Origin of the sequence: Nocardioides koreensis, assembly GCF_039531775.1 — a bacterium.
In the GTDB taxonomy this organism is placed as follows: Bacteria; Actinomycetota; Actinomycetes; order Propionibacteriales; family Nocardioidaceae; genus Nocardioides; species Nocardioides koreensis.
The window spans coordinates 43,327-64,876 of sequence record NZ_BAAAQR010000007.1 but is presented as its reverse complement, the minus strand read 5'-3'; the positions used below and the strand labels follow the sequence as shown (position 1 = coordinate 64,876).

22 protein-coding genes are annotated in these 21,550 nt (G+C 72.3%); 8 read left to right on the top strand and 14 right to left on the bottom strand.

Annotated elements, in window-relative coordinates; translation table 11 throughout:
• Positions 1 to 15: 15 nt before the first annotated feature.
• The 5 genes from ABD268_RS12520 to ABD268_RS12500 all read right to left on the bottom strand — a co-directional run bounded on the left by ABD268_RS12520 (position 16) and on the right by ABD268_RS12500 (position 5,676).
• On the bottom strand, positions 16 to 390 hold the full coding sequence (locus ABD268_RS12520; RefSeq protein WP_344152334.1) for a YceD family protein: 375 nt from the start codon (positions 388 to 390) through the stop codon (positions 16 to 18).
• A 264-nt stretch (positions 391 to 654) separates the two neighbouring features.
• On the bottom strand, positions 655 to 1,152 hold the full coding sequence (gene coaD / locus ABD268_RS12515; RefSeq protein ID WP_344152331.1) for a pantetheine-phosphate adenylyltransferase: 498 nt from the start codon (positions 1,150 to 1,152) through the stop codon (positions 655 to 657).
• Positions 1,153 to 1,155: 3 nt separating this feature from the next.
• Positions 1,156 to 1,737, bottom strand: a complete 582-nt coding sequence (gene rsmD / locus ABD268_RS12510) for a 16S rRNA (guanine(966)-N(2))-methyltransferase RsmD (protein ID WP_344152328.1) — start codon at positions 1,735 to 1,737, stop codon at positions 1,156 to 1,158.
• Positions 1,734 to 3,962, bottom strand: a complete 2,229-nt coding sequence (locus tag ABD268_RS12505; RefSeq protein ID WP_344152326.1) for an ATP-dependent DNA helicase RecG — start codon at positions 3,960 to 3,962, stop codon at positions 1,734 to 1,736. Before ABD268_RS12505 ends, rsmD begins: the two co-directional genes overlap by 4 nt.
• A gap of 10 nt (positions 3,963 to 3,972) precedes the next feature.
• Positions 3,973 to 5,676 carry a DAK2 domain-containing protein gene (locus ABD268_RS12500; RefSeq protein WP_344152323.1) on the bottom strand — a complete coding sequence of 568 codons (1,704 nt, stop codon included), beginning with the start codon at positions 5,674 to 5,676 and terminating at the stop codon, positions 3,973 to 3,975.
• Positions 5,677 to 5,921: 245 nt separating this feature from the next.
• Between ABD268_RS12500 and rpmB the strand changes: the two genes are divergently transcribed.
• The gene (gene rpmB / locus ABD268_RS12495) at positions 5,922 to 6,107 is read left to right on the top strand and encodes a 50S ribosomal protein L28 (RefSeq protein WP_056885645.1); all 186 of its coding nucleotides are present in this window, start codon (positions 5,922 to 5,924) and stop codon (positions 6,105 to 6,107) included.
• A gap of 455 nt (positions 6,108 to 6,562) precedes the next feature.
• On the opposite strand, the gene ABD268_RS12490 is transcribed toward rpmB, so the two are convergent.
• On the bottom strand, positions 6,563 to 7,522 hold the full coding sequence (locus ABD268_RS12490) for a thiamine-phosphate kinase (protein ID WP_344152315.1): 960 nt from the start codon (positions 7,520 to 7,522) through the stop codon (positions 6,563 to 6,565).
• A gap of 118 nt (positions 7,523 to 7,640) precedes the next feature.
• Between ABD268_RS12490 and ABD268_RS12485 the strand changes: the two genes are divergently transcribed.
• Both ABD268_RS12485 and ABD268_RS12480 read left to right on the top strand, forming a co-directional pair.
• Positions 7,641 to 7,877 carry an Lrp/AsnC family transcriptional regulator gene (locus tag ABD268_RS12485; protein WP_284536751.1) on the top strand — a complete coding sequence of 79 codons (237 nt, stop codon included), beginning with the start codon at positions 7,641 to 7,643 and terminating at the stop codon, positions 7,875 to 7,877.
• Between the two features lie 33 nt (positions 7,878 to 7,910).
• Positions 7,911 to 8,402 carry a DUF3515 domain-containing protein gene (locus tag ABD268_RS12480; protein ID WP_344152309.1) on the top strand — a complete coding sequence of 164 codons (492 nt, stop codon included), beginning with the start codon at positions 7,911 to 7,913 and terminating at the stop codon, positions 8,400 to 8,402.
• A gap of 4 nt (positions 8,403 to 8,406) precedes the next feature.
• On the opposite strand, the gene ABD268_RS12475 is transcribed toward ABD268_RS12480, so the two are convergent.
• On the bottom strand, positions 8,407 to 9,534 hold the full coding sequence (locus tag ABD268_RS12475) for a D-alanine--D-alanine ligase family protein (RefSeq protein ID WP_344152307.1): 1,128 nt from the start codon (positions 9,532 to 9,534) through the stop codon (positions 8,407 to 8,409).
• A gap of 32 nt (positions 9,535 to 9,566) precedes the next feature.
• On the opposite strand from ABD268_RS12475, the gene ABD268_RS12470 reads away from it, so the two are divergent.
• The gene (locus tag ABD268_RS12470) at positions 9,567 to 10,679 is read left to right on the top strand and encodes a trans-sulfuration enzyme family protein (RefSeq protein ID WP_344152304.1); all 1,113 of its coding nucleotides are present in this window, start codon (positions 9,567 to 9,569) and stop codon (positions 10,677 to 10,679) included.
• Positions 10,680 to 10,725: 46 nt separating this feature from the next.
• On the opposite strand, the gene ABD268_RS12465 is transcribed toward ABD268_RS12470, so the two are convergent.
• Both ABD268_RS12465 and ABD268_RS12460 read right to left on the bottom strand, forming a co-directional pair.
• Positions 10,726 to 11,748, bottom strand: a complete 1,023-nt coding sequence (locus tag ABD268_RS12465; RefSeq protein ID WP_344152301.1) for an NAD(P)H-dependent glycerol-3-phosphate dehydrogenase — start codon at positions 11,746 to 11,748, stop codon at positions 10,726 to 10,728.
• Entirely contained in the window at positions 11,745 to 12,521 is a 777-nt protein-coding gene (locus ABD268_RS12460; RefSeq protein WP_344152298.1) for a lysophospholipid acyltransferase family protein, read from the bottom strand. Before ABD268_RS12460 ends, ABD268_RS12465 begins: the two co-directional genes overlap by 4 nt.
• A 139-nt stretch (positions 12,522 to 12,660) precedes the next feature.
• Between ABD268_RS12460 and cofC the strand changes: the two genes are divergently transcribed.
• Positions 12,661 to 13,281: a 2-phospho-L-lactate guanylyltransferase gene (gene cofC, locus ABD268_RS12455; protein ID WP_344152296.1), complete on the top strand. Its 621-nt coding sequence runs from the start codon at positions 12,661 to 12,663 to the stop codon at positions 13,279 to 13,281.
• 42 nt (positions 13,282 to 13,323) lie between these two features.
• Here cofC and ABD268_RS12450 read toward each other — a convergent pair whose 3' ends face one another.
• Positions 13,324 to 14,004, bottom strand: a complete 681-nt coding sequence (locus ABD268_RS12450; RefSeq protein ID WP_344152293.1) for an HU family DNA-binding protein — start codon at positions 14,002 to 14,004, stop codon at positions 13,324 to 13,326.
• A 339-nt stretch (positions 14,005 to 14,343) separates the two neighbouring features.
• Here ABD268_RS12450 and ABD268_RS12445 point away from each other — a divergent pair, with 339 nt between their 5' ends.
• Positions 14,344 to 15,039, top strand: a complete 696-nt coding sequence (locus tag ABD268_RS12445) for a GNAT family N-acetyltransferase (RefSeq protein ID WP_344152291.1) — start codon at positions 14,344 to 14,346, stop codon at positions 15,037 to 15,039.
• A gap of 6 nt (positions 15,040 to 15,045) precedes the next feature.
• Here the strand turns inward: ABD268_RS12445 and leuD are convergent, their stop codons facing one another.
• Both leuD and leuC read right to left on the bottom strand, forming a co-directional pair.
• On the bottom strand, positions 15,046 to 15,645 hold the full coding sequence (gene leuD, locus ABD268_RS12440) for a 3-isopropylmalate dehydratase small subunit (RefSeq protein ID WP_344152289.1): 600 nt from the start codon (positions 15,643 to 15,645) through the stop codon (positions 15,046 to 15,048).
• Between the two features lie 26 nt (positions 15,646 to 15,671).
• The gene (gene leuC, locus ABD268_RS12435; RefSeq protein WP_344152287.1) at positions 15,672 to 17,072 is read right to left on the bottom strand and encodes a 3-isopropylmalate dehydratase large subunit; all 1,401 of its coding nucleotides are present in this window, start codon (positions 17,070 to 17,072) and stop codon (positions 15,672 to 15,674) included.
• Positions 17,073 to 17,290: 218 nt separating this feature from the next.
• On the opposite strand from leuC, the gene ABD268_RS12430 reads away from it, so the two are divergent.
• On the top strand, positions 17,291 to 18,013 hold the full coding sequence (locus ABD268_RS12430; RefSeq protein WP_344152284.1) for an IclR family transcriptional regulator: 723 nt from the start codon (positions 17,291 to 17,293) through the stop codon (positions 18,011 to 18,013).
• Positions 18,014 to 18,227: 214 nt separating this feature from the next.
• On the opposite strand, the gene ABD268_RS12425 is transcribed toward ABD268_RS12430, so the two are convergent.
• Both ABD268_RS12425 and ABD268_RS12420 read right to left on the bottom strand, forming a co-directional pair.
• Positions 18,228 to 18,707, bottom strand: coding sequence for a methylated-DNA--[protein]-cysteine S-methyltransferase (locus ABD268_RS12425; RefSeq protein WP_344152281.1), 480 nt, complete (start codon positions 18,705 to 18,707; stop codon positions 18,228 to 18,230).
• Position 18,708: 1 nt separating this feature from the next.
• Entirely contained in the window at positions 18,709 to 20,208 is a 1,500-nt protein-coding gene (locus tag ABD268_RS12420) for an AlkA N-terminal domain-containing protein (protein ID WP_344152278.1), read from the bottom strand.
• Between the two features lie 118 nt (positions 20,209 to 20,326).
• On the opposite strand from ABD268_RS12420, the gene ABD268_RS12415 reads away from it, so the two are divergent.
• On the top strand, positions 20,327 to 21,481 hold the full coding sequence (locus ABD268_RS12415; protein WP_344152275.1) for an LCP family protein: 1,155 nt from the start codon (positions 20,327 to 20,329) through the stop codon (positions 21,479 to 21,481).
• Positions 21,482 to 21,550 lie beyond the last annotated feature (69 nt).

Sequence of the window (21,550 nt, the reverse complement as noted above, 5' to 3'; positions counted from 1 at the left end):
GTCCGGCCGTACGTGTTACTCGGGTTGTTCGGGGTCTTGCTCGAGCCCGGACAGCTTCGCCCAGCGCGGGTCGATCGCAGCCTCGTGGCCATGGTCGGGGTCGTCGGCCAGACGGGCCCCGCACTCGGGGCACAGTCCGGGACAGTCGTCCTGGCACAGCGGCTGGAACGGTAGTGCGAGCACCACCGCGTCCCGCAGCAGGGGCTCGAGGTCGAGCAGGTCGCCCTCGAGCAAGCTGGCCTCGTCGTCCTCCTCGGAGGTGGCGTGGTCGTCGTAGACGAACAGCTCCTGGAACTGACCCTCGAGCTCGTCGGTGATCGGTTCCAGGCACCGTACGCACTCGCCCTCGAGCCCGGCGTGTGCCGTGCCCGTGACCAGGACCCCCTCCATGACCGCCTCCAGACGCAGGTCAAGCTCGACCTGCGATCCTTCGGGGACACGGAGAACTTCGATGCCCAGATCTGCCGGTGCCGGCACCGTTCGTGTCACCTCGCGCTGGGACCCCGGGCGGCGGCCGAGCTCGCGTGTATCGAGCACGAGCGGCGCTCTCGGGTCCAGTTTGCTCAGGGGATTCACTTCCGGGTCCGGACAGGACAGATCGCCAAGAATGTTAACCGTCCGGGGCACGGGACAGCAAAACCGCCCCCCGTCCGCTCATCTGCCGCCGGAGCCGGCGTTCTCCGCGAGGCGCTGCAGCAGCCGCTCGTGCACCATCGGCGGGACCAGGCCGGACACGTCGCCGCCGAACGTCGCGACCTCCTTGACCAGGCTCGAGGCCAGGAAGGAGTACTCGGGGCTGGTGGGCACGAACACGGTCTCGACGTCGGCCAGCGAGGCGTTCATCTGCGCCATCTGCAGCTCGTAGTCGAAGTCGCTGACCGCCCGCAGGCCCTTGACGATGGCGTGGATGCCCCGCTCGGCGCAGAACGTCGTCAGCAGCCCGTCGAAGCTGTCGACGGTCACGTTGGGGAAGTCGCCGCAGACCTCGCGGAGCATCGCGATCCGCTCCTCGGGGCTGAACAGCCGGTTCTTGGACTTGTTGACGCCGACGGCGACCACGACCTCGTCGAAGAGGCCGGAGGCGCGGGAGATGATGTCGAGGTGTCCGTTGGTGACCGGGTCGAAGGATCCGGGGCAGACGGCTCGGCGCACGGGTTACTCCTCGGGGGCTGGCGTGGACGCGGCGTGACCGTACCAAAGCACGGTCTCGCCGTAGCGCTTCTCCCGGATGCCGGTGAAGCTTCCGGGCCAGCCCGGCTCGGGGCTGCGCGAGGAGCGCTCGACGACCACCAGGGCCCCCGGCACCAGCCACGCGTGGTCCACGAGCGCGTGCAGGTCGTCGGCCACCGCCTCGTCGGCCAGCGGGTAGGGCGGGTCCAGGAACGCGACGTCGTACGGCGCGGCCGGGGGCCGGCGCAGGGTGCCGGCCACGGAGGCGGCCAGCACGTTGGCCCTGGCGAACCCGAGTGCGCGGGCGTTGGAGGAGATCAGGGCCGCGGTGCGGCGGTCCTGCTCGACGAGCGTGACGACACCCGCGCCGCGCGACCACGCCTCGAGGCCGACCGCGCCGGACCCGGCGTACAGGTCGAGGAAGCGCAGTCCGTGCAGCGACCCGCACCAGGACTCCACGGCCGAGAAGAGCGCCTCGCGCACCCGGTCGCTGGTGGGGCGGGTGCTCGCCCCACGGGGCGTGGTGATCCGGCGGCCCCCCGCGGACCCGCCGATGATGCGGGTCATGACTTCTCCATGAAGTCGGAGTGCCGGGACTGCTCCATCTCCGCCACGGCGGCGGCGAGCCCCGGGCTGGAGCCGAGGCCGGGGTCGGCCTCGAGGAGCGCGTCGGCCGCCGACCGGGCCTCGACGATCGTCTTCTCGTCGCGGAGCACCCGCAGAGTCTGCAGGCTGGAACGGAATCCTGACTGCGATTTGCCGAGAACGTCCCCCTCCCGGCGCTGCTCGAGGTCCACACGGCTGAGCTCGAAGCCGTCGGTCGTGCCCGCCACGGCCTCCAGCCGTGCCCGGGCGTCCGTGTCCGGCTCGGCGCGCGAGACGAGCAGGCACAGCCCCGGCAGGCCGCCGCGGCCCACGCGACCGCGCAGCTGGTGCAGCTGGGAGACGCCGAACCGGTCGGCGTCGAGCAGCACCATCGCGGTCGCGTTGGCGACGTCGACACCGACCTCGATCACGGTCGTGGACACGAGCACGTCGATCTCGCCCGCGGCGAAGGCCCGCATGGTCCGGTCCTTCTCGTCGGGCGGCAGCTTGCCGTGCAGCACCCGGACCCGCAGTCCGGACAGCGGCCCCTCGGCGAGCTCGGCCGCCACCTCCTCCACCGCGCTCAGCGACCCGGCGGGGGCGACGACCTGGCCCTCCTCGTCGACGTCGAGCTGGTCGGTCTCCCCCTGCTCGGGCTCGTCACCGGTGATCCGCGGGCACACGACGTAGGCCTGGTGCCCCTTGCCGACCTCCTCGCGGACGCGTTCCCAGACCCGGCCGAGCCACTGCGGACGCTCGGCGAGCGGCACGAGACTGGTCTGGATGGGTGCCCGGCCGGCGGGCAGCTCGGTGAGCGTGGAGGTCTCCAGGTCGCCGAAGACGGTCATCGCGACCGTGCGCGGGATCGGGGTCGCGGTCATCACCAGGACGTGCGGCGGGGATCCCGCCTTGTCCGTCAGGGCCGCCCGCTGCTCCACGCCGAAGCGGTGCTGCTCGTCGACGACCACGAAGCCGAGGTCGGCGAAGGAGACCTTCTCCTCGAGCAGGGCATGGGTGCCGATCACGATGCCCGCCTCACCGCTGGCGATCCGCAGCAGCGGCTCGGTGCGCTGCGCCCGGGTCATCGAGCCCGTGAGCAGCACGACCTCGGTGGCCTCCTCGGCGCCGCCGAGCATGCCGCCGGCGGCGAGGTCCCCCAGCATGGCGGTGATCGAGCGGTGGTGCTGCTGGGCGAGCACCTCGGTCGGGGCGAGCAGCGCGGCCTGCCCCCCGGAGTCGACGGTGCGCAGCATGGCGCGGAGCGCGACCAAGGTCTTGCCCGAGCCGACCTCGCCCTGGAGCAGCCGGTTCATCGGGTGGGGCTGGGCCAGGTCGTGGTCGACCTGCGCGCCGACGTCGCGCTGCCCCTGCGTCAGCTCGAAGGGCAGCCGGGCGTCGAAGGCGGCGAGCAGCCTGCCGTCGCCGCCGGTGCGCGCCTGCGCCCCCTGCCGGCGCAGCTCGCGGCGGCGACGCGCCAGCACCAGCTGGGTGACGAGAGCCTCCTCGAAGCGGTAGCGACGCTGGGCGCGCGAGACCTGGCCGAGGTCGGCGGGCGCGTGGATCCAGTCGAGGGCGGTGCGGGCGTCGACGAGGCCGAAGTCACGGCGGACACCCTCCGGCAGCAGCTCGGGCACGTCGTCGAGGACGGTGCGGGCGAAGGTGATGGCGCGCTGGAGGTCCCAGGAGTCGACCCCCTGGGTGAGCGGGTAGATCGGGTAGTACTCGCCCATCGTGTCCAGCGACATCTTCGCGGCGTCCTCCTCGGCGGTGCCGAACAGCGCCATCTGGGGGTTGGTGAGCTGCCACTCCCCGCGAAAGCTGCCGACCTTGCCCAGGAAGATGCCGCGCCGGCCGACGCGCAGGCGGGAGGCGTTCCACTCCGAGACGCGCTGGGACTTGGCGAAGAACGACATCCGCAGCGACGGACCGTCGGTCTTGAGCACGGTGTCCAGGCGGTACGCCGTGCGGCCGGTGCGACGGTCGCTGTACTGGTTGACCCTGCTGCTCACGATCTCGCCGACCAGCGTGAGCATCTGGCCCTCCTCGAGGTCGTCGACCCGGGTCAGCTCACCGGTCTTGACGTAGCGACGCGGGTGGTGGTCGAGGAGGTCGCCGACCGTGCGCAGGCCGAGCTTGTCGACGATCTTGTCGCGCTTGGCCTTCTTGTCCCCCAGCACGGTCTCGATCGGCGAGTCGAGGCTGATCATCCCTCTCCCCTCACTCGACTGACATGAGCAGCTGGTAGCGCTGCTGGCCACCGTCGTACACCACGACGTCGACAGCGGGGTGGTGCTCCTCCACCCAGGCGGCGCTGCGGGCCGCCAGGTCGGCCGGGCGCACCTCGGCGTACGCCGCCGCGTGGGCGCCGTCGTCGAGCGACCCGGCCACGATCGTGACCAGCTCGCCACCACCGCCGAGGAGCCGGTCCAGCACGGCCGTGGCGACGTCGTACAGGTCCTCGCCGACCAGGGCGAAGTCGCCCGCGACCACGCCGAGCACGTCGCCCGGCTCGCACGGACCGGCCATCGTGATCGCCTGGCGGGCAGCGACCGTGACCGCTCCGTGGCGGGCGTGCCGGGCCGTGGCGGTCATCTCGAGCACGTCCTGGTCGAAGGTGCGTCCGGGCTCGTGGACGGCCAGCGCGGCCAGCCCCTGGACCTGGGCCTGGGTCGGGATGACGGCCACCCGGAGCCCGTGGTCGCCCTCGGCCGTACGGGCGGCGACCTGGGCGACGCGCACCGAGTCCGCGTCGTTGGGGAGCACGACCACCTCCGCGGCACCGCAGGAGGTGATCGCCTCCAGCAGCTGTCCGGTGGAGGGGCGTCGGCCGGGGCCGGCCTCGACCACGACCGCGCCGGCCTCGGCGAAGAGCGCGGCCAGCCCCGGTCCGGCGGCGACCGTGACGATCCGGCGCCCGGAGCGCTCGCTGGCGCGCCGTCTGGCCTGTTCCCGGGCCCGGTCGACCTGCTCGGCGAAGTGGGTGACGCGCACCCGGTGCGGACGGCCGGCGTCGATCCCGGCCTCGATCGCGGCGCCGACGTCGTCGACGTGCACGTGGACGTTCCAGAGTCCCTCGCCGCCGACCACGACGAGCGAGTCGCCGAGGCCGGCCAGGGCCTTCTTCAAGGTGGGGATGTGGTCGTCCTCGGCGTCGAGGAGGTACATCACCTCGTAGGAGGGCCCGTCCTCGGTGAGGTCGCCCTCCTGCGGTCCGGCCGGTTGCGGGATCGGGATCGCGTGCCGCCCGAACGGCGAGGTCACCGGCGCCGGCCGGCGGCCGGTGAGGACCGTCTCGGCGGCGTCGAGGATCACGCTCACGCCGCGCCCGCCGGCATCGACGACGCCGGCGTTGCGGAGGGCGGGCAGCTGCTCGGGGGTGTGGGCCAGGGCCTCACGCGCCGCGGCCGCGGCGGCGGTGAACACGTCGCGGGCCCGGGCCCGGGGGTCCGCGGCGCGCTCGTTCGCGGCGTCCGAGGCCGCGCGGGCGACGGTCAGCATGGTCCCCTCCACCGGGGTGCCGACCGCGGCGTAGCTGGCGTCGGCCGCCTGCTGGAGGGCCTCCGCCATGACCACGGCGTTGCGCTCGCCGGGCGCGGAGGCGGCGATCCGGTGGCAGATCGCGCCGAGCATCTCGCTCAGGATGACGCCGGAGTTGCCCCGGGCACCGAGCAGCGCGCCACGGCTGCACGCGGCGAGCGCCGTACCCCGGTCACTGTCCGGGTCTCCCCCCGTCGCCTCGCGCATCGCGTCGCGGGCGGCGGACACGGTGAGGAACATGTTGGTGCCCGTGTCGCCGTCGGGCACCGGGTAGACGTTGAGCGCGTCGATCTCCTCGCGGGCCGCGGCGAGGGCGTCGGTGGCGATGTCGACGAAGCGCAGCACGACGGCGAGCCCGATCGTGCCCCCGTGTGGAACTTCCATCGCCGTGCCTCGTGTCCCGTCGCTTCGCGTCGGCGTGGTGCGCTCCACGCCGGGTGAAGGCCACAGGATAGGGCGTGGCACCATGGTCCCGCCCGTGCCGCCCGGTGGTGAACACGTGGATCAGTCCGCGACAAGCGGTCCGATCCCCCACGATTCGCACCCGGCCCGGGGCATCGGATACTCTGATGCGGTTGCCCGCTCGTCGGGCCCTCAGTTCTGAAACCTCGATTTTCCAGGAGTTCACGGTGGCTGCCGTCTGCGACATCTGCGCCAAGAAGCCCGGCTTCGGCAACAACCGACCGTGGTCGCGCAAGATTACGAAGCGTCGCTTCAACCCCAACATCCAGCGCGTGCGGGCGACCGTCAACGGCACCCCCAAGCGCATGAACGTGTGCACCGGCTGCCTCAAGGCCGGCAAGGTCTCGCGCTGATCTGACGCATCGCCGAGAGGCCGTCACCCATCGGGTGGCGGCCTCTCTGCATGCCCGCGCACTGCCCTACCGGCTCCTCCGGTAGGCCCAGAGCACGCCTCCGCCGATGATGGCCAGGAACACGAGCGCCAGGATCAGGTAGACACCAGCGTGTCCGATCATGACCACCATCGGCGACACCTTCCCTCGTCTTGTGTGCACACCTTTCCCATGGATCACACCGTTCGCCTCCCCCGGCGCGGATGATTCGGGGAGGACGCTCGGCCGGCCCGAGACGCGGACCGGTGGACCGGCTAGGGCGTGTCTCCCAATTCTGGGCCGTCGCGAGCGTCGTCCCACGGAGTGCCTGGCAAGGCGGAGGAGGGAGACGTGGCGGAGCCACGGCGACCGACGACAACGCAGTCCAGGCGCCCGTGGAGCGGCGCGCAGCAGGCCATGGAATTGGGAGACACGGCCTAGAAGTGCACCCAGCCCGTCGGACCCTCGTAGGCCGCGCCGTCGACGGTGACCGCGGGCCCGTCGGGGCCGGGCGCGGCGACCGACCCGATGACCGACCAGCCCTCGGGGACCGACCTCTCGGGGAAGGTCGCGAGCAGGGCGTGGTCGTCACCACCACCGAGGATGAACTGCAGCGGGTCGGCCCCCAGCGCGGCGCCGACCGCCTGCAGCGGCTCCGGCACCTCGAACGCCGCGCGCTGCACGTCGATGGAGACCCCGGAGTCCTGCGCCACGTGGCCGGCATCGGCGAGCAGCCCGTCGGAGACGTCGATCATCGCCGTGGCGCCGGCCTCGGCGGCGAGCCGCCCCGCGTCGTACGGCGGCTCCGGGCGGCGGTAGGCCTCGACCAGCACCCGCGGCGAGCGGAACCCACGCCCGAGCACCGCCAGGCCGCCCGCGGCCCAGCCCTGGCGGCCGCAGAGGGCCAGCACGTCGCCCGGCTCGGCACCGGAGCGCACCACGGGTGCCTGCGTGCACGCGCCGAGCACGGTCACAGCGATGACCAGCTGGTCGGAGCGGGTCACGTCCCCCCCGACCACGCTCGCGCCCACGAGCGCGCACTCGTCGGCGAAGCCCCGGGCGAAGTCGAGCGCCCACTGCACCGGCAGGTCGGCGGGGGCGGCCAGCCCGATCGTGAGCGAGGTGGCGCGGCCACCCATCGCGTTGACGTCGGAGAGGTTCTGCGCGGCGGCCCGGTGGCCCACGTCCTCCGCGGACGCCCACTCACGACGGAAGTGCCGCCCCTCGACCATCAGGTCGGTCGAGACCACGACGTGGCCGTTCTTCACCCGCAGCACCGCGGCGTCGTCGCCCGGACCGATCAGCACGTGCTCACCCTGGGTGAACACGTCGGTGAGGGCGCTGATGAGTCCGAACTCGCCGGCGTCGGTGAGCGTGGCGTCGGGGGGAAAAGCCATGCGCTCATCCCACCAGATCGGGCTGCGCAGCCAGTGCATGGGCGCACCTATCGACACACGCGTCCCGCACGGTAGGTTGACCGGCACACGAATCCCCGCGAAGAACGAGGAGCCCACGATGGTCGTCCAGGCGTACATCTTGATCCAGACCGATGTCGGCAAGGCGGCCGAGGTTGCCTCCGCCATTGCCCAGGTCAAGGGCGTCACCCTCGCCGAAGACGTCACCGGACCGTACGACGTGATCGTGCGCGCCGAGGCCCGCAACGTCGACGAGCTCGGCAAGCTGGTGGTCTCGAAGGTGCAGAACCTCGAGGGCATCACCCGCACGCTGACCTGCCCGGTCGTGCACATCTGAGTGCCTGACCGCACCGCCCGTCGGCGACGCCCCGTGTCCACCCGGACGCGGGGCGTCGCCGCGTCCGCCTGCGCGCTGCTGCTCGCCGGGTGCGGGGGCCCCGGACCGGTCGGGATCGACGCGCCCTCGATGTCCGACGCCGACGCGGCCGCGTGCCGCAACCTCGTCGAGGACCTCCCGGAGCAGGTCGCCGGGGAGGAGTCGCGCACCGTCTCCGGTGACACCGACCTCGGCGCCGCCTGGGGCGACCCGGCCATCGTCCTCACCTGCGGCGTCCCGGTGCCGTCGGGCTTCGACGACACCTCGACGTGCATCGAGGCGGCCGGGGTCGGGTGGTACGTCCCCGACGAGGTGCTGCTCTCCGACGACCAGTCGAAGGACGTGACCATGACCGCGGTCGGCTACCGGCCCCGGGTGCAGGTGTTCCTGCCCGGGAGCTACCGGCCGGACGGGTTCCCGAACACGGCCGCCACGATCGGTGCGGTCGTCGACCGGGACCTGAGGCTGGTCGAGCGCTGCAAGTAGTAGGTCAGCGCAGACCGGTGTCGCGCTTGAGCGCGAGCTGGATCAGCCGGTCCACCAGCGCGGGATAGTCCAGCCCACTGGCGGCCCACATCTGCGGGAACATCGACGTCGGGGTGAAGCCGGGCATCGTGTTGATCTCGTTGATGACCAGCGAGCCGTCGGACATCACGAAGAAGTCCACGCGGGCCAGGCCCTCGCAACCGACCGCCTCGAACGCGCGCGTCGCGAGCCCCTGCATCTCCTTGGTCTTCCCGGGAGGCAGCGGCGCGGGGATGTCGAGCTCGGTGGCCTCCTCGGGGAGGTACTTCGCGGTGAAGTCGTAGAACTCGTGGTCACCGGTGACCCGGATCTCCGCCGGCACGCTGGTCTCCGGGGTGCCGTCCAGGGCCTGGAGGACACCGCACTCCACCTCGCGGCCGCCCTCGGCCGAGACCTCCACGAGCACCTTGGGGTCGTGGCGCATGGCCTCCTCGAGGCACTCGTCGAGCTCGGAGGGGTCGTGCGCCTTGGAGATGCCGTAGCTGGAGCCGCCGCGCGCGGGTTTCACGAACAGCGGGTAGCCCAGGGTGGCCGCCCGCTCCCGGCAGGTCTGCGGGTCCGCGGCCCACTCGCGTGCCGTCACGGTCACCGACGGCAGCACCGGCAGGCCGGCGGCCTGCAGCACGATCTTCATGTACGCCTTGTCCATGCCGACCGCGGAGGCCAGGACCCCCGCGCCGACGTAGCGCACGCCGGCCATCTCGAACATGCCCTGGATGGTGCCGTCCTCGCCCCACGGCCCGTGCAGCAGCGGGAAGACGACGTCGACCTCGCCCAGCGTTCTCGGGGGCTGCGACGGTTCGGAGACGACCAGGTCGGTGGAGCCGACGTGCTGGGCCAGCGCGACGGAGGCGCCCGCGCCGTCGACGCTGGGCAGCTTGTCCGCGCTCTCGATCCGCAGCCGGTCGGGATCCCCGGACTCCAGCACCCAGCGGCCGTCGGTCGCGATACCGACGGGGACGACGTCGTACTTCTCGCGGTCGATGGCCTGCAGCACGCTGCCGGCCGTCACGCAGGAGATGCCGTGCTCGCTGGAGCGCCCACCGAACACGACGGCGACGCGGGGCTTGCGGTTCGGGGTGGGCTCGTTCATCGGCTCGACCCTAGCGGCCTAGGCTCGGGCCCATGTCCGAGGACTCGCCAGCCAGCCCCCAGCCCGTGTCCGCCCCCACACCCGACCCCGGGTGGCGGCCGTCGACGGTCGCGGTCACCGCCGGACGACCCGAGCACCGGCCGGACCAACCGCTCAACGAGCCGATCGTGATGGCCTCGACGTACGTCGCCGGCGGGGACCTGGAGTACGGCCGCTACGGCAACCCCACCTGGGCGGCGTTCGAGGAGGCGCTGGGCGCGCTCGAGGGCGGGCGCTGCCTGAGCTTCGCCTCCGGGCTCGCCGCGGTCGCGACGGTGCTCGACCTGGTCGGCGGGGACGCGAAGGTGGTTGCTCCCCGGCACGCCTACAACGGCACCGTGCTGCAGCTCGGCGACCTCGAGGCGCGGGGCCGGCTGCGGACCGAGCTGGTCGACGTCACCGACACCGACGCCGTCGTGAAGGCCTGCGAGGACGCAGCCCTGGTGTGGCTGGAGTCCCCGACCAACCCGGCACTGGAGATCGCCGACATCGAGACCATCCGCGAGGCGGCGCACGACGCGGGGGCGTACGTCGTGGTCGACAACACCTTCGCCACTCCCCTGCTGCAGAAGCCGCTGGACCTCGACGTCGACCTGGTCGTGCACTCGGCGACCAAGTACCTCGCCGGCCACAGCGACGTCCTCATGGGTGCGGTCGCCACCCGGGACGAGGAGCTGTACGCCGTGCTCAAGGGCCGGCGCGACCTGCTCGGCGCGGTGCCCGGCACCCTCGAGGCCTGGCTGGCGCTGCGCGGGCTGCGCACCCTGCACCTGCGGGTCGAGCGGGCCCAGGCGAACGCCCAGGAGCTCGTGCGCCGACTCTCCGCGCACCCGGCGGTGGGCGAGGTCCGCTACCCCGGGTTCGGCGGCATCGTCTCGATCGTGCTGGCGCAGGGCGCGATGGCCGCCGACCTGCTGACCCGCAAGACGCGGCTCTGGGTCCACGCCACCTCGCTCGGCGGGGTCGAGTCCACCTTCGAGCGGCGGCGGCGCTGGAAGTCCGAGCCGGCGACGATCCCCGACGGCCTGGTCCGGCTCTCGGTGGGCATCGAGGACGTGGACGACCTGTGGGACGACCTGCGGACCGCGCTCGACGACGTGGTCTGAGGGTCCCTGACCGTCCCGCACTCGCCGCCCTGCGCATCTCACCGGGTCAGTCCGCCTCGGCCTTGGTGTCGCGGGCGATGAAGGAGTCCATCATCTCCTGCGCGGTCATCCGGCCGGCCACGACGGCGTCGACGTGCTCGGCGATCGGTGCGTCGATGCCCGTCTTGCGAGCGAGGGCGAGCAGCGAGGAGCAGGACTTGGCGCCCTCGGCGACCTGACGCGTCGACGCGTAGATCTCCTCGGTGGTCATCCCCTGGCCGAGCTTCTCGCCGAAGGTGCGGTTGCGCGAGAGCGGCGAGGAGCAGGTCGCCACGAGGTCGCCCAGGCCGGCCAGCCCCATCAGCGTGAGCGGGTTCGCACCGAGCGCGGTCGCCAGCCGAGCCGTCTCCGCGAGGCCGCGGGTGATCACCGATGCGGTCGTGTTGTCGCCGAAGCCGAGCCCCACCGCCATGCCGACGGCCAGGCCGACAACGTTCTTGTAGGCGCCGCCGAGCTCGCAGCCGAGCACGTCGGTGCTCGTGTACGGGCGGAAGGCCGGCGAGTGGATGCGGTGCTGGATCATCTTCGCCACCTCCTCGTCGGCGCACGCGACCACGGAGGCGGCCGGCTCACGCCGGGCGATCTCCGGGGAGAGGTTCGGCCCGCTGACCACGGCGATCCGCTCCGGACCCGCACCCGTGACCTGGGCGATGACCTCGCTCATCCGCTCGAGCGTGCCGAGCTCGACACCCTTCATGAGCGAGACGATGACGGCGTCCTTCTCGATGTGGGGCGCCCACTCGGTCAGGCCGGCCCGCAACGACTGCGACGGGGTGGCCAGGACCACCATGTCGGCGCCGTGCAGCGCCTTCTCCACGTCGGAGGTGGCGGAGACGGCGGGGGGCAGCTCCACGCCGGGCTGGTAGTCCGGGTTCTCGTGGTGCTCGTTGATCTCGCGCGCCAGCTCCTCGCGGCGCGCCCAGAGCACGACCTCGTTGCCGGCGTCGGCGAGCACGATGGAGAAGGCCGTCCCCCACGACCCGGCGGTGAACACGGCGACCTTGCCGTGCTTCGTCGGCACGTGGCTCATGGGCGCTCCTTCTTCGACTTCTTGGCCTTCTTGTACGGGTTTCCGGTCTCGGGGAGGCCGGCCTTGCGCATGTTGAAGCGCTCCGCGGGGGCCTTCTCGCCCCGGACGTCCTCCACCAGCGCGGTGATCGCGGCCATGATCCGGTCGGTCGCCCGCTGGGTCACGTCGTGCGACGGGGGCAGCCCCAGCAGGTCGGACAGGTCGACCGGGTCGCCGACCTTCATCGTGACCAGCTTCCGCGGGAACAGGTCCGGCTTCTTGGCGTACGGCGCGAGCAGGTCCTGCGCGCCCCACTGCCCCACCGGGATGACCGGGCAGCCGGTCGCCAGGGCGATCCGGGCGGCCCCGGACTTGCCCGTCATCGGCCACTGCCCCGGGTCACGGGTGATCGTGCCCTCGGGGTAGACGACCACGCACTCGCCCTGCTGCACGGCGCGCACGGCGGCGTCGTACGCGCCGATGGCGTTGCGGCTCAGCCGTTCGACGGGGATCTGGCCCGCGGCGCCGAGGAAGTAGGCGAGCGCCTTGTTCTTGAACAGCCCGGACTTCGCCAGGTAGCGCGGGAGCCGACCGTGGTCGTAGACGACGTGCGCGGCGGTGAGCGGGTCGATGTGCGAGACGTGGTTGAGCACCAGGATGAAGCCGCCGGACGCGGGGATCTTCTCCCCGTCGATCCAGTCGTGCCGGGTCGTCGCGAGCAGCGCCGGCTTGACGATGGCGACGGCGATGCTGAACGCCCAGCCACGCCGCTGCTGCAGCTTGCGAACCTTCACATGCGTCCCTGTCGTTTCCTGCGGCCGGCGACCGCGACGCGCTCTACGTCGAGTGAAGGCTATCCGGTCGGACCGGCCGGAGGTCCCGCCGGACACACCCGCAGCCGGTTGGTGATCGCGGCCTGCGAGGATCGATCCGATGACGCCTCAGCAGTACGCCGCGCTGGTGCCGGTGAAGCCGCCGGCCCACGGCAAGTCCCGGCTCGTCGGCCCCTCCGACGACCGGCGACGCGACCTGGCGGCGGCGTTCGCCCTGGACACCGTCGCCGCCTGCCTGACCGCCGACCACGTCGTCGCCGTGCTCGCGATCACGGACGACGCCACCTTCGCCCGACGGCTCGCCGACCTCGGCTGCGCCTCGATCCCCGACGCGGTCACCGGCGACCTCAACGCGACCCTGCGCCAGGCCGCGGCCGAGGCGCTGCGCCGCTGGCCGGACCTGGTGCCGGTGGCCGTGTGCGCCGACCTCCCGGCGCTGCGTGCCCGCGACCTCGACACGGCGCTCGACCGCACGGCTGCGGAGGTGCCTTCCTTCGTCGCCGATGCCGCGGGCGTCGGCACCACGCTCTACACCGCCCCGCACCCGCTGTTCGACCCGCGGTTCGGGCCGGGCTCGCGCCTGGCGCACCTCGACGCCGGGGCCGAGGAGATCAGCGGGGCCCTGCCGTCCTTGCGACGCGACGTCGATGACCTCACCGACCTCCAGGAGGCCCTCGCGCTGGGGGTCGGCCCCCACACCACGGCAGCCGAAATGCAGTGATGGTGGGCCTCCCGAGGGAGGCCCACCATCAGGTGCCGATCGTCAGGACTTCTTGGCAGCCGACTTCTTCGTCGTGGACTTCTTGGCCGCCGACTTCGTGGCGGTGGCCTTCTTCGCCGGCGCCTTCTTCGCCGGCGCGGACTTCTTGGCGGCCGTGGTCTTCGCCGTTGTCGTCTTCTTGGCGGGCGTCGACTTGGCGGCCGTCTTCTTCGCCGGCGCGGACTTCTTGGCGGCCGTGGTCTTCGCCGTCGTCGCCTTCTTGGCGGGCGTCGACTTGGCGGCCGTCTTCTTCGCCGGCGCAGTCTTCTTGGCCGCGGCGGACTTGGTCGCGGTGGCCTTCTTCGTCGGAGCCGCCTTCTTGGCAGCCGAGGCCGCGGCGGCGCCGGAGGCGGCCGCCTTCTTCGCGGCCGTGCCCGACGCGGCCAGCGTCAGCTTGGGGAGCTTCTTGGCGCCGGAGACGACGTTCTTCAGGTCGGCGCCGGGGCTGAACTTCGGCACGGCCTTCTTCTTCGCCTTGATCCGCTCGCCCGTCTGGGGATTGCGGACCCAGCGGGCCTCGCGGACGCGCTTCTCGAAGGATCCGAAGCCAGTGATGGCGACCTTCTCCCCCTTGGCGACCTCGCGGGTGATCGTGTCCAGGACGGACTCGAGCGCGTGCGCGGCTGCCTTGCGATTCCCCTCGTAACGCTGGGCCAGTGCATCGATGAGCTGAGACTTGTTCACTAGCTTCCCTTCCAATGAACCTGTGAGGCCGAGCCCGTGCTCGACTTTCTTCAACGCACGCTAGGTATTCGTGGCCTTGGTCACAATCACCACGCCGACTTTTCAACGACCTTTTTTCCCTGTCTGGACGGCTTTCTTCGATCGAAAACCCCGGAAAACACGAGGAATTGGCGTTGTGCGCCCAACCGGTCGTGCTCGAATCCCCAGTCCTGCTTGGGTTTTGCGCACTTCGGTGCCCTGCTCCTCATGTGGGATCGGCCCCGGGTCGCCGTCGGCGACACGTTCCGCGCTCCGACGAGATTTCGTGGCGCGTCCCGGCCCGCGCCTATCGTCGGCACGGTGCAGCGACAGACGGAGGAGTACCTCCACCAGTGGTGGGCCGACCGGTTCGGCATCGAGCGGTCGGCGGTGTGGGCATCGGTCACGGCGCGACCGCACGGGATGCTCGGTGACTACCCGGGCTTCTTCGTCGCGTGGCGCGACGCGGGGCTCCACGTCTCGCTCCCGGCGGGTGTGGGCCCCGGCGTCGAGCGGGAGCTGGCAGGGCACCCGGTCGAGGACCTGCAGCAGCCGGGGTTCTGGCACGACTTCGCGGCGACGCGTGGCATCGAGGTGATCGGTCCGAGCACGCACCTCTACCTCGACGTGGACCCCGGCAGCGGTGGCGGCCTCCGCACCCCGACGGTGGACGAGCTCGCGTCGCTGCGGGCGCGCGCCGGCGACGAGGACTGGCGCGAGTCCGGGTTCGCGGACGCACCCGCCGACCGCACGTTCGGGGTGCACGTGGACGGCCTGCTGGTCGCGGCGTCCAACCTCAACCTCTTCGACGGACACCCCCGCGACATCGGGGTCCTCGTCGCCCCCGAGGCCCGGGGCCGCGGCCTCGCGCCCGTGGTCGCGCGGCACGCCGCGTCGTACGCCGTCCGCGAGCACGGCCTGGCCCGGTGGGGCGCCCGTGACACGAACCTGGCCTCGCTCGCGACCGCGCGCAGGCTCGGGTTCGAGCCCTTCTGCACGCAGCTCGCGATGCGCTGAGCGTGCCTACAGGGTGGCGGGCTTGAAGCTCGGTCGCGCCGCCTCGTAGGTCTCGATGGCGCCCTCGTGCCCGAGGGTGATGCCGATGTCGTCCAGCCCCTCGAGCAGGCGCCAGCGCGTGTAGTCGTCGATGCCGAAGGAGTCCTCGATCGCGTCGGGACCCTCGCCGGCCCGGACCGTGCGCGACTCCAGGTCGAGGGTCACGGTCGCGCCCGGGTGCGCCTCGAGGTGGTCCCAGAGCCGCTGGACGACCTTCTCGTCGACCTGCGCCGCGAGCAGGCCGGCCTTGCCGGCGTTGCCGCGGAAGATGTCGGCGAAGCGCGGCGAGACCACGGCCTTGAAGCCGTAGTTCTGCAGGGCCCACACGGCGTGCTCGCGCGAGGAGCCCGTGCCGAAGTCGGGCCCGGCCACCAGCACCGAGCCGGCGGCGTACGCCTCGTTGTTGAGCACGAACGACGGGTCGTTGCGCCAGGCGGCGAAGAGTCCGTCCTCGAAGCCGGTGCGGGTCACGCGCTTGAGGTAGACGGCCGGGATGATCTGGTCGGTGTCGACGTTGCTGCGGCGCAGCGGCACGCCGACGCCGGTGTGGGTGGTGAACTTCTCCATGGCTGGCTCCTTTCCGGAGGTCGAGGTCAGTCGAGGTCGGCAGGCGACGACAGCGTGCCGCGGACGGCCGTGGCGGCGGCGACGGGCACGGACACCAGGTGGGTGCGTCCGCCCTTGCCCTGCCGGCCCTCGAAGTTGCGGTTCGAGGTCGACGCGCTGCGCTCACCGGGGGCGAGCTGGTCGGGGTTCATGCCCAGGCACATCGAGCAGCCCGCGCCGCGCCACTCGGCGCCGGCCTCCTTGAAGATCACGTCGAGGCCCTCCTGCTCCGCCTGGAGCCGGACCCGCACCGAGCCCGGCACGACCAGGAGCCGGGTGTCCTTGTCGACGTGCCGGCCCTTGATGACGGCGGCAGCGGTGCGCAGGTCCTCGATGCGGCCGTTGGTGCAGGAGCCCACGAAGACGGTGTCGACCTTGACCTCGCGCATCGGCGTACCGGCCTCGAGGCCCATGTACTGCAGGGCCTTCTCCGCGCCGATCCGGTCGCTCTCGTGCTCGAAGCCGGCGGGGTCCGGGACGGCCGCACCCAGCGGCACGCCCTGCCCGGGGTTCGTGCCCCAGGTGACGAACGGGGTCATCTCGCCGGCGTCGAGCACGATCTCCTCGTCGAACCGGGCGTCCTCGTCGGTGACGAGGGTCTTCCAGTGCGCGACCGCCGCGTCCCAGTCGGCCCCCTCGGGCGCCTCGGGCCGGCCCTCGATGTAGTCGAACGTCTTCTGGTCCGGCGCGATCAGACCTGCCTTGGCGCCCCACTCGATGCTCATGTTGCACACCGTCATCCGACCCTCGATCGAGAGCTCCTCGATGGCCTGGCCGCGGTACTCGACGATGTAGCCCTGCCCCCCGCCGGTGCCGGTGTGGGCGATCAGGGTGAGCACCAGGTCCTTGGCGGTCACGCCTTCGGGCAGGCTCCCGTTGACCGTGACGGCCATGGTCTTCGGCCTGGCCTGCGGGAGGGTCTGCGTCGCGAGGACGTGCTCGACCTCGGAGGTGCCGATCCCGAAGGCGATCGCGCCGAAGGCGCCGTGGGTGCTGGTGTGGCTGTCGCCGCACACGATGGTCATGCCGGGCTGGGTCAGCCCCAGCTGCGGGCCGACCACGTGGACGATCCCCTGCTCGATGTCGCCGAGCGGGTGCAGCCGGATGCCGAACTCCTCGGCGTTGCGGCGCAGCGTCTCGACCTGGGTGCGGGAGACGGGGTCGGCGATCGGCTTGTCCCAGTCGACGGTGGGGACGTTGTGGTCCTCCGTGGCCAGGGTCAGGTCGGGACGACGGACCGTGCGTCCGGCGAGCCGGAGACCGTCGAAGGCCTGCGGGGAGGTGACCTCGTGGAGGAGGTGCAGGTCGATGTAGAGCAGGTCCGGCTCTCCGTCGGCGGACCGGACGACGTGCTCGTCCCAGACCTTCTCGGCCAGGGTCTTGCCCATGACTGTCTCCCTCACTTGTTCGGTGCTCGTGCTGTCGCCTGCGGAGCAGGTGCCACCCTCGGAGCCGAGTGCGGCCCACCCTCGCTGCTCGAGTGCGGCCCACCCTCGCTGCTCGAGTGCGGTCCACCCTCGGTGGTCGAGCCTGTCGAGACCACGCTCCCGGCGACGTCACACAGCCTACGCTTGCATCCCATGATCTGAGACGGCAGTATTGCCATATGGACAACACCAGTGGAGTCGGCGTCCTCGACAAGGCCGCCCTCGTCCTGACCGCCCTCGAGTCGGGCCCGGCCACGCTGGCCGGCCTGGTCTCCGGCACCGGGCTCGCGCGCCCGACGGCGCACCGCCTCGCCGTCGCGCTCGAGCACCACCGCCTGGTCGCCCGGGACATGCAGGGGCGCTTCGTCCTCGGCCCGCGGCTCGCCGAGCTCAGCGCCGCAGCGGGCGAGGACCGGCTGCTGGCCACGGCCGGACCGGTGCTGGCCCGGCTGCGCGACATCACCGGTGAGTCCGCACAGCTCTGGCGCCGCCAGGGTGAGCACCGCGTCTGCGTCGCCGCCGCCGAGCGCCCCAGCGGCCTGCGCGACACCATTCCGGTGGGTTCCCAGCTCACCATGCGGGCCGGCTCGGCCGCCCAGGTGCTGCTCGCGTGGGAGGACCCGGACCGCATGCACCGTGGCCTGCAGAACGCCGCCTTCTCCGCGGCTGCGCTGTCGGGCATCCGCCGGCGGGGCTGGGCCCAGTCGGTCGGCGAGCGCGAGCAGGGCGTGGCCTCGGTCTCCGCCCCGGTCCGCTCCCCCAGCGGCAAGATCATCGCCGCCGTCTCGGTCTCCGGCCCGCTCGAGCGGCTCTCCCGCCAGCCCGGCCGGATGCACGCTCCCGCTGTCCTCGCCGCCGCCGAGCGGCTCTCGGAGTCCCTCCGCCGGGCCGCCGCGGAGTGAGGTGCCTCGGACCGAGCCTGCGAGGTCCGAGAAGCAGCACCCAGGTCGAGCGCGACCGCGACCGAGCCTGCGAGGTCGCGACGGAGCCGTCGAGACCTCAGAGGTCGCCTTTCGCCTCACCCGGTCTCGACACGCTCCCCGCGACCTCCTTCGTCGGTCGCGTCGCTACTCGACCTGTCCTCTCGTTCCGACCCGGCCTCGTGCCTCGGCCGGCTCAGAAGAGGGCATCCTGCTCGAGGTCGAGGAGGGTCTGCTTGCGTTCGATGCCGCCGGCGTAGCCGGTCAGGGTGCCGTTGGCGCCGACGACGCGGTGGCAGGGGATGACGATCGGGATCGGGTTGCGGCCGTTGGCCAGCCCGACGGCCCGGGCCCCGTGGCCGGTCAGGCCGAGCCGCCCGGCGATCTGGCCGTACGACGCGGTCTCGCCGTAGCCGATCTGCTGCAGCTGGTCCCACACCCGCGCCTGGAAGGCCGTGCCCACCGGCGCGAGCGGCAGGTCGAACTCCTTGAGGTCGCGGTCGAAGTAGGCCCGCAGCTGCCGCACCGCCTCGACCAGCACGGGGTTCGTGTCGTCGCGGTCGCCGCGGGGACGGCCGTCGACATCGCTGAACGGCGAGAACTCGATCGCGACGATCGCCCCGCCCTGCTCGACGATCAGCAGCTCGCCCACGGGGCTGTTCATCAGGATCCACATGTCAGGTCTCCTCGGTCGCCACGGGTGGCATCAGGGTGTTCCAGAGGTGCATCAGCGCGTAGGAGCGCCAGGGGCGCCACGCGTCCTGCCGGCTCGACGCCACCACGGGGTCGTGCCCGAGCCGGGTCAGCGCGTTGCGCACGCCCACGTCGGTGGGCAGGAAGACATCGGGGTGCGCGAGCGCGCGCATGGCGACGTAGTCGGCCGTCCACGGTCCGATGCCGGGCAACTCCAGGAGGGCACGGCGTACGTCGTCGCGGTCCGGGCCACGGTCCAGGGCCACGTCGCCGGAGGCCAGGGCCTGCGCGAGGCCGACGAGGGCGCGGCCCCGGGCCCGCGGCATCGGGAGGGTGGTGGGATCGAGGCCGGCGAGCATCGCGGCGTCGGGGAAGAGGCTGGTGAGCCCGGGGATCGCGCTGGTCACGGGCCGGCCGTGCTCGGCGACGAGCCGACCGGTCACCGTGCAGGCGCCGACCACGCTCACCTGCTGCCCGATCACGGTGCGGATCGCGACCTCGTCACCGTCGACCTGGCCGGGCACCCGCAACCCGGGGTACCGGCGGGCCAGCGGCCCGATCACCGGGTCGCCGGCGAAGTGCTCGGCCACCGCGAGCGGGTCGCAGTCGGCGTCCACGAGGCGGCGCGTGCGCTCGACCGCCGCCGCGGTGTCGCGCAGGTCCTCCAGCTCGAAGGTGGCGCTCACGAACGCGGTCTGCCCGGCCTCGGGGGCGTCGTCGATGTCGAGCCGCACCGTGCCCGGGCCGTGCGGTAGGTCCAGCGTGCGGGCGTACCAGCCGTCGCCGGCCACCTCCACGCCCGGGACCAGGTGGTAGGCCAGGAAGTCCAGCAGGGCCCGGCCGGCGAACGGCGTGCGCACGGCCAGGCGCATGCTGACCGTGCCCGTCACGGGGTGGCCCCCGCGCCGGCCCCGCAGCTCGGTCGGCGTCGCGGCGTACACCTCACGCACGGTGTCGTTGAACTGCCGCACGCTGGAGAAGCCCGACGCGAAGGCGATGTCGGCGTAGGTCAGCGACGTCGTCTCGATCAGGACGCGCGCGGTCTGGGCACGGCGGGCCCGCGCCAGCGCGAGCGGCCCCGCGCCGAGCTCCCCGGCGAGGATGCGGCTGAGGTGCCGAGGGGTGTACCCGACCCGGCGCGCCAGCCCCTCCACGCCCTCCCGATCGACGACCCCGTCCGCGATCAACCGCATCGCCCGGCCGGCCGCCGTGGCCGCGACGTCCCAGTCGGGACTCCCCGGCGTCGCGTCGGGCAGGCAGCGCTTGCAGGCCCGGTAGCCCGCGGCCTGGGCGGCGGCCGCGCTGGGGTGGAAGGTGACGTTCGCAGAAGCGGGGGTGCGCGCGGGGCACGACGGCCGGCAGTAGATGCCGGTGGTGCGGACCGCGGTGTAGAAGACACCGTCGAAGCGGCGGTCGCGCGACTTCACCGCGCGGTAGCAGGACTCCGGGTCGAGTCCGGTGCCGATGACGGGTGCTGCGCTCATGGGTCCATCATCACCCACGCCACCGACCGTCTCTCGCGGGAATCGGACACGGCCCTCGCGGCGGTGCCAGTCCCGCCATTCAGCAGCGGACCCGCGCCCACCTTGGGAGTATCGGCGCGTGCCCGCCGACGAGACGCCCGCGACCGATCAGCCCCCCGGGGCCGGCCGCCCCGGGCTCGAGCCCCACCACCGCCGCACGGTGCTGCGGGTCATCCTGGCCACCAACCTCTGCCTGGCAGTGGTGACCGCAGTCGCGGTGACCTTCGCCTACCGGCACCTCGACGGCAACATCATCGTGGGGCCGCCGATCCGGCACCACAACACGAAGGCGGCGAAGGAACCGGGACAGCCGCACGAGCCGCTCAACATCGTCGTCATGGGCAGCGACACCCGCGACTGCGCGGGCTGCCACGTCGACGGCGAGGCGGGCGGCGGCGTCTCCGACACGACCATCCTGCTGCACGTCGCCGCCGACCGCAGGTCGGCCTACGGCGTCTCGATCCCCCGCGACCTGCTGGTCGACCGTCCCGACTGCACCGTCGACGGCACCCTGGTGCCGGGCGGGTCCGAGCAGATGTGGAACCAGGCCTTCGCACTGGGCGGCCCCGAGTGCACGGTCGAGCAGGTCGAGTCCGTCTTCGCGCCGGTCTACGTCGACGAGTACCTCACCATCGACTTCGGGGGTTTCAAGGCGATGGTCGACGCGATCAACGGGGTCGACGTCTGCATCCCGGTGCCCCTCGACGACCCGACCTACCTGCACGTCCACTTCGACGCCGGCGAGAGCGTCCACCTCGACGGCACCGACGCCCTCAGCTACGTGCGACTGCGCCACGTGCTGAGCGGCACCGACATCGGCCGGATGAAGCGCCAGCAGTCGTTCATCGCCGCCCTGACCCACAAGGTCCTCTCGGCCCACACCCTGACCCGTCCCGATCGGCTGCTGGGCTTCGCCGACGCCCTCACGGGCTCGCTCCAGGCCAGCCCCGACCTGGCCGGCGCCGGCGCACTGGTCGACCTCGCACAACAGCTGCGGGACGTGGACCTCGCCCACATCAGGTTCGTGACGATGCCCAACTTCCTCTACGCCGAGGGCACCCCTGGCTATCCGCACGTGGGGCTGTCGCCGTCGTACCGGTCACTGGTCCGGCGCGTGCACGAGGACCAGCCCCTGGGGAGCTTCGTCCGCGGCTCCGTGTCCGCCAAGGGCCGCGACCAGCACCCGAGCCGGGACCAGGTGGACGCGGCCGCGGCTGCGGGCATCTGCGCCTGAAACCGGCTGCACGGCAGGCGCAGCAACCGCACAAATGCAGAAAGCCCGGTCCACTGGACCGGGCCTCCT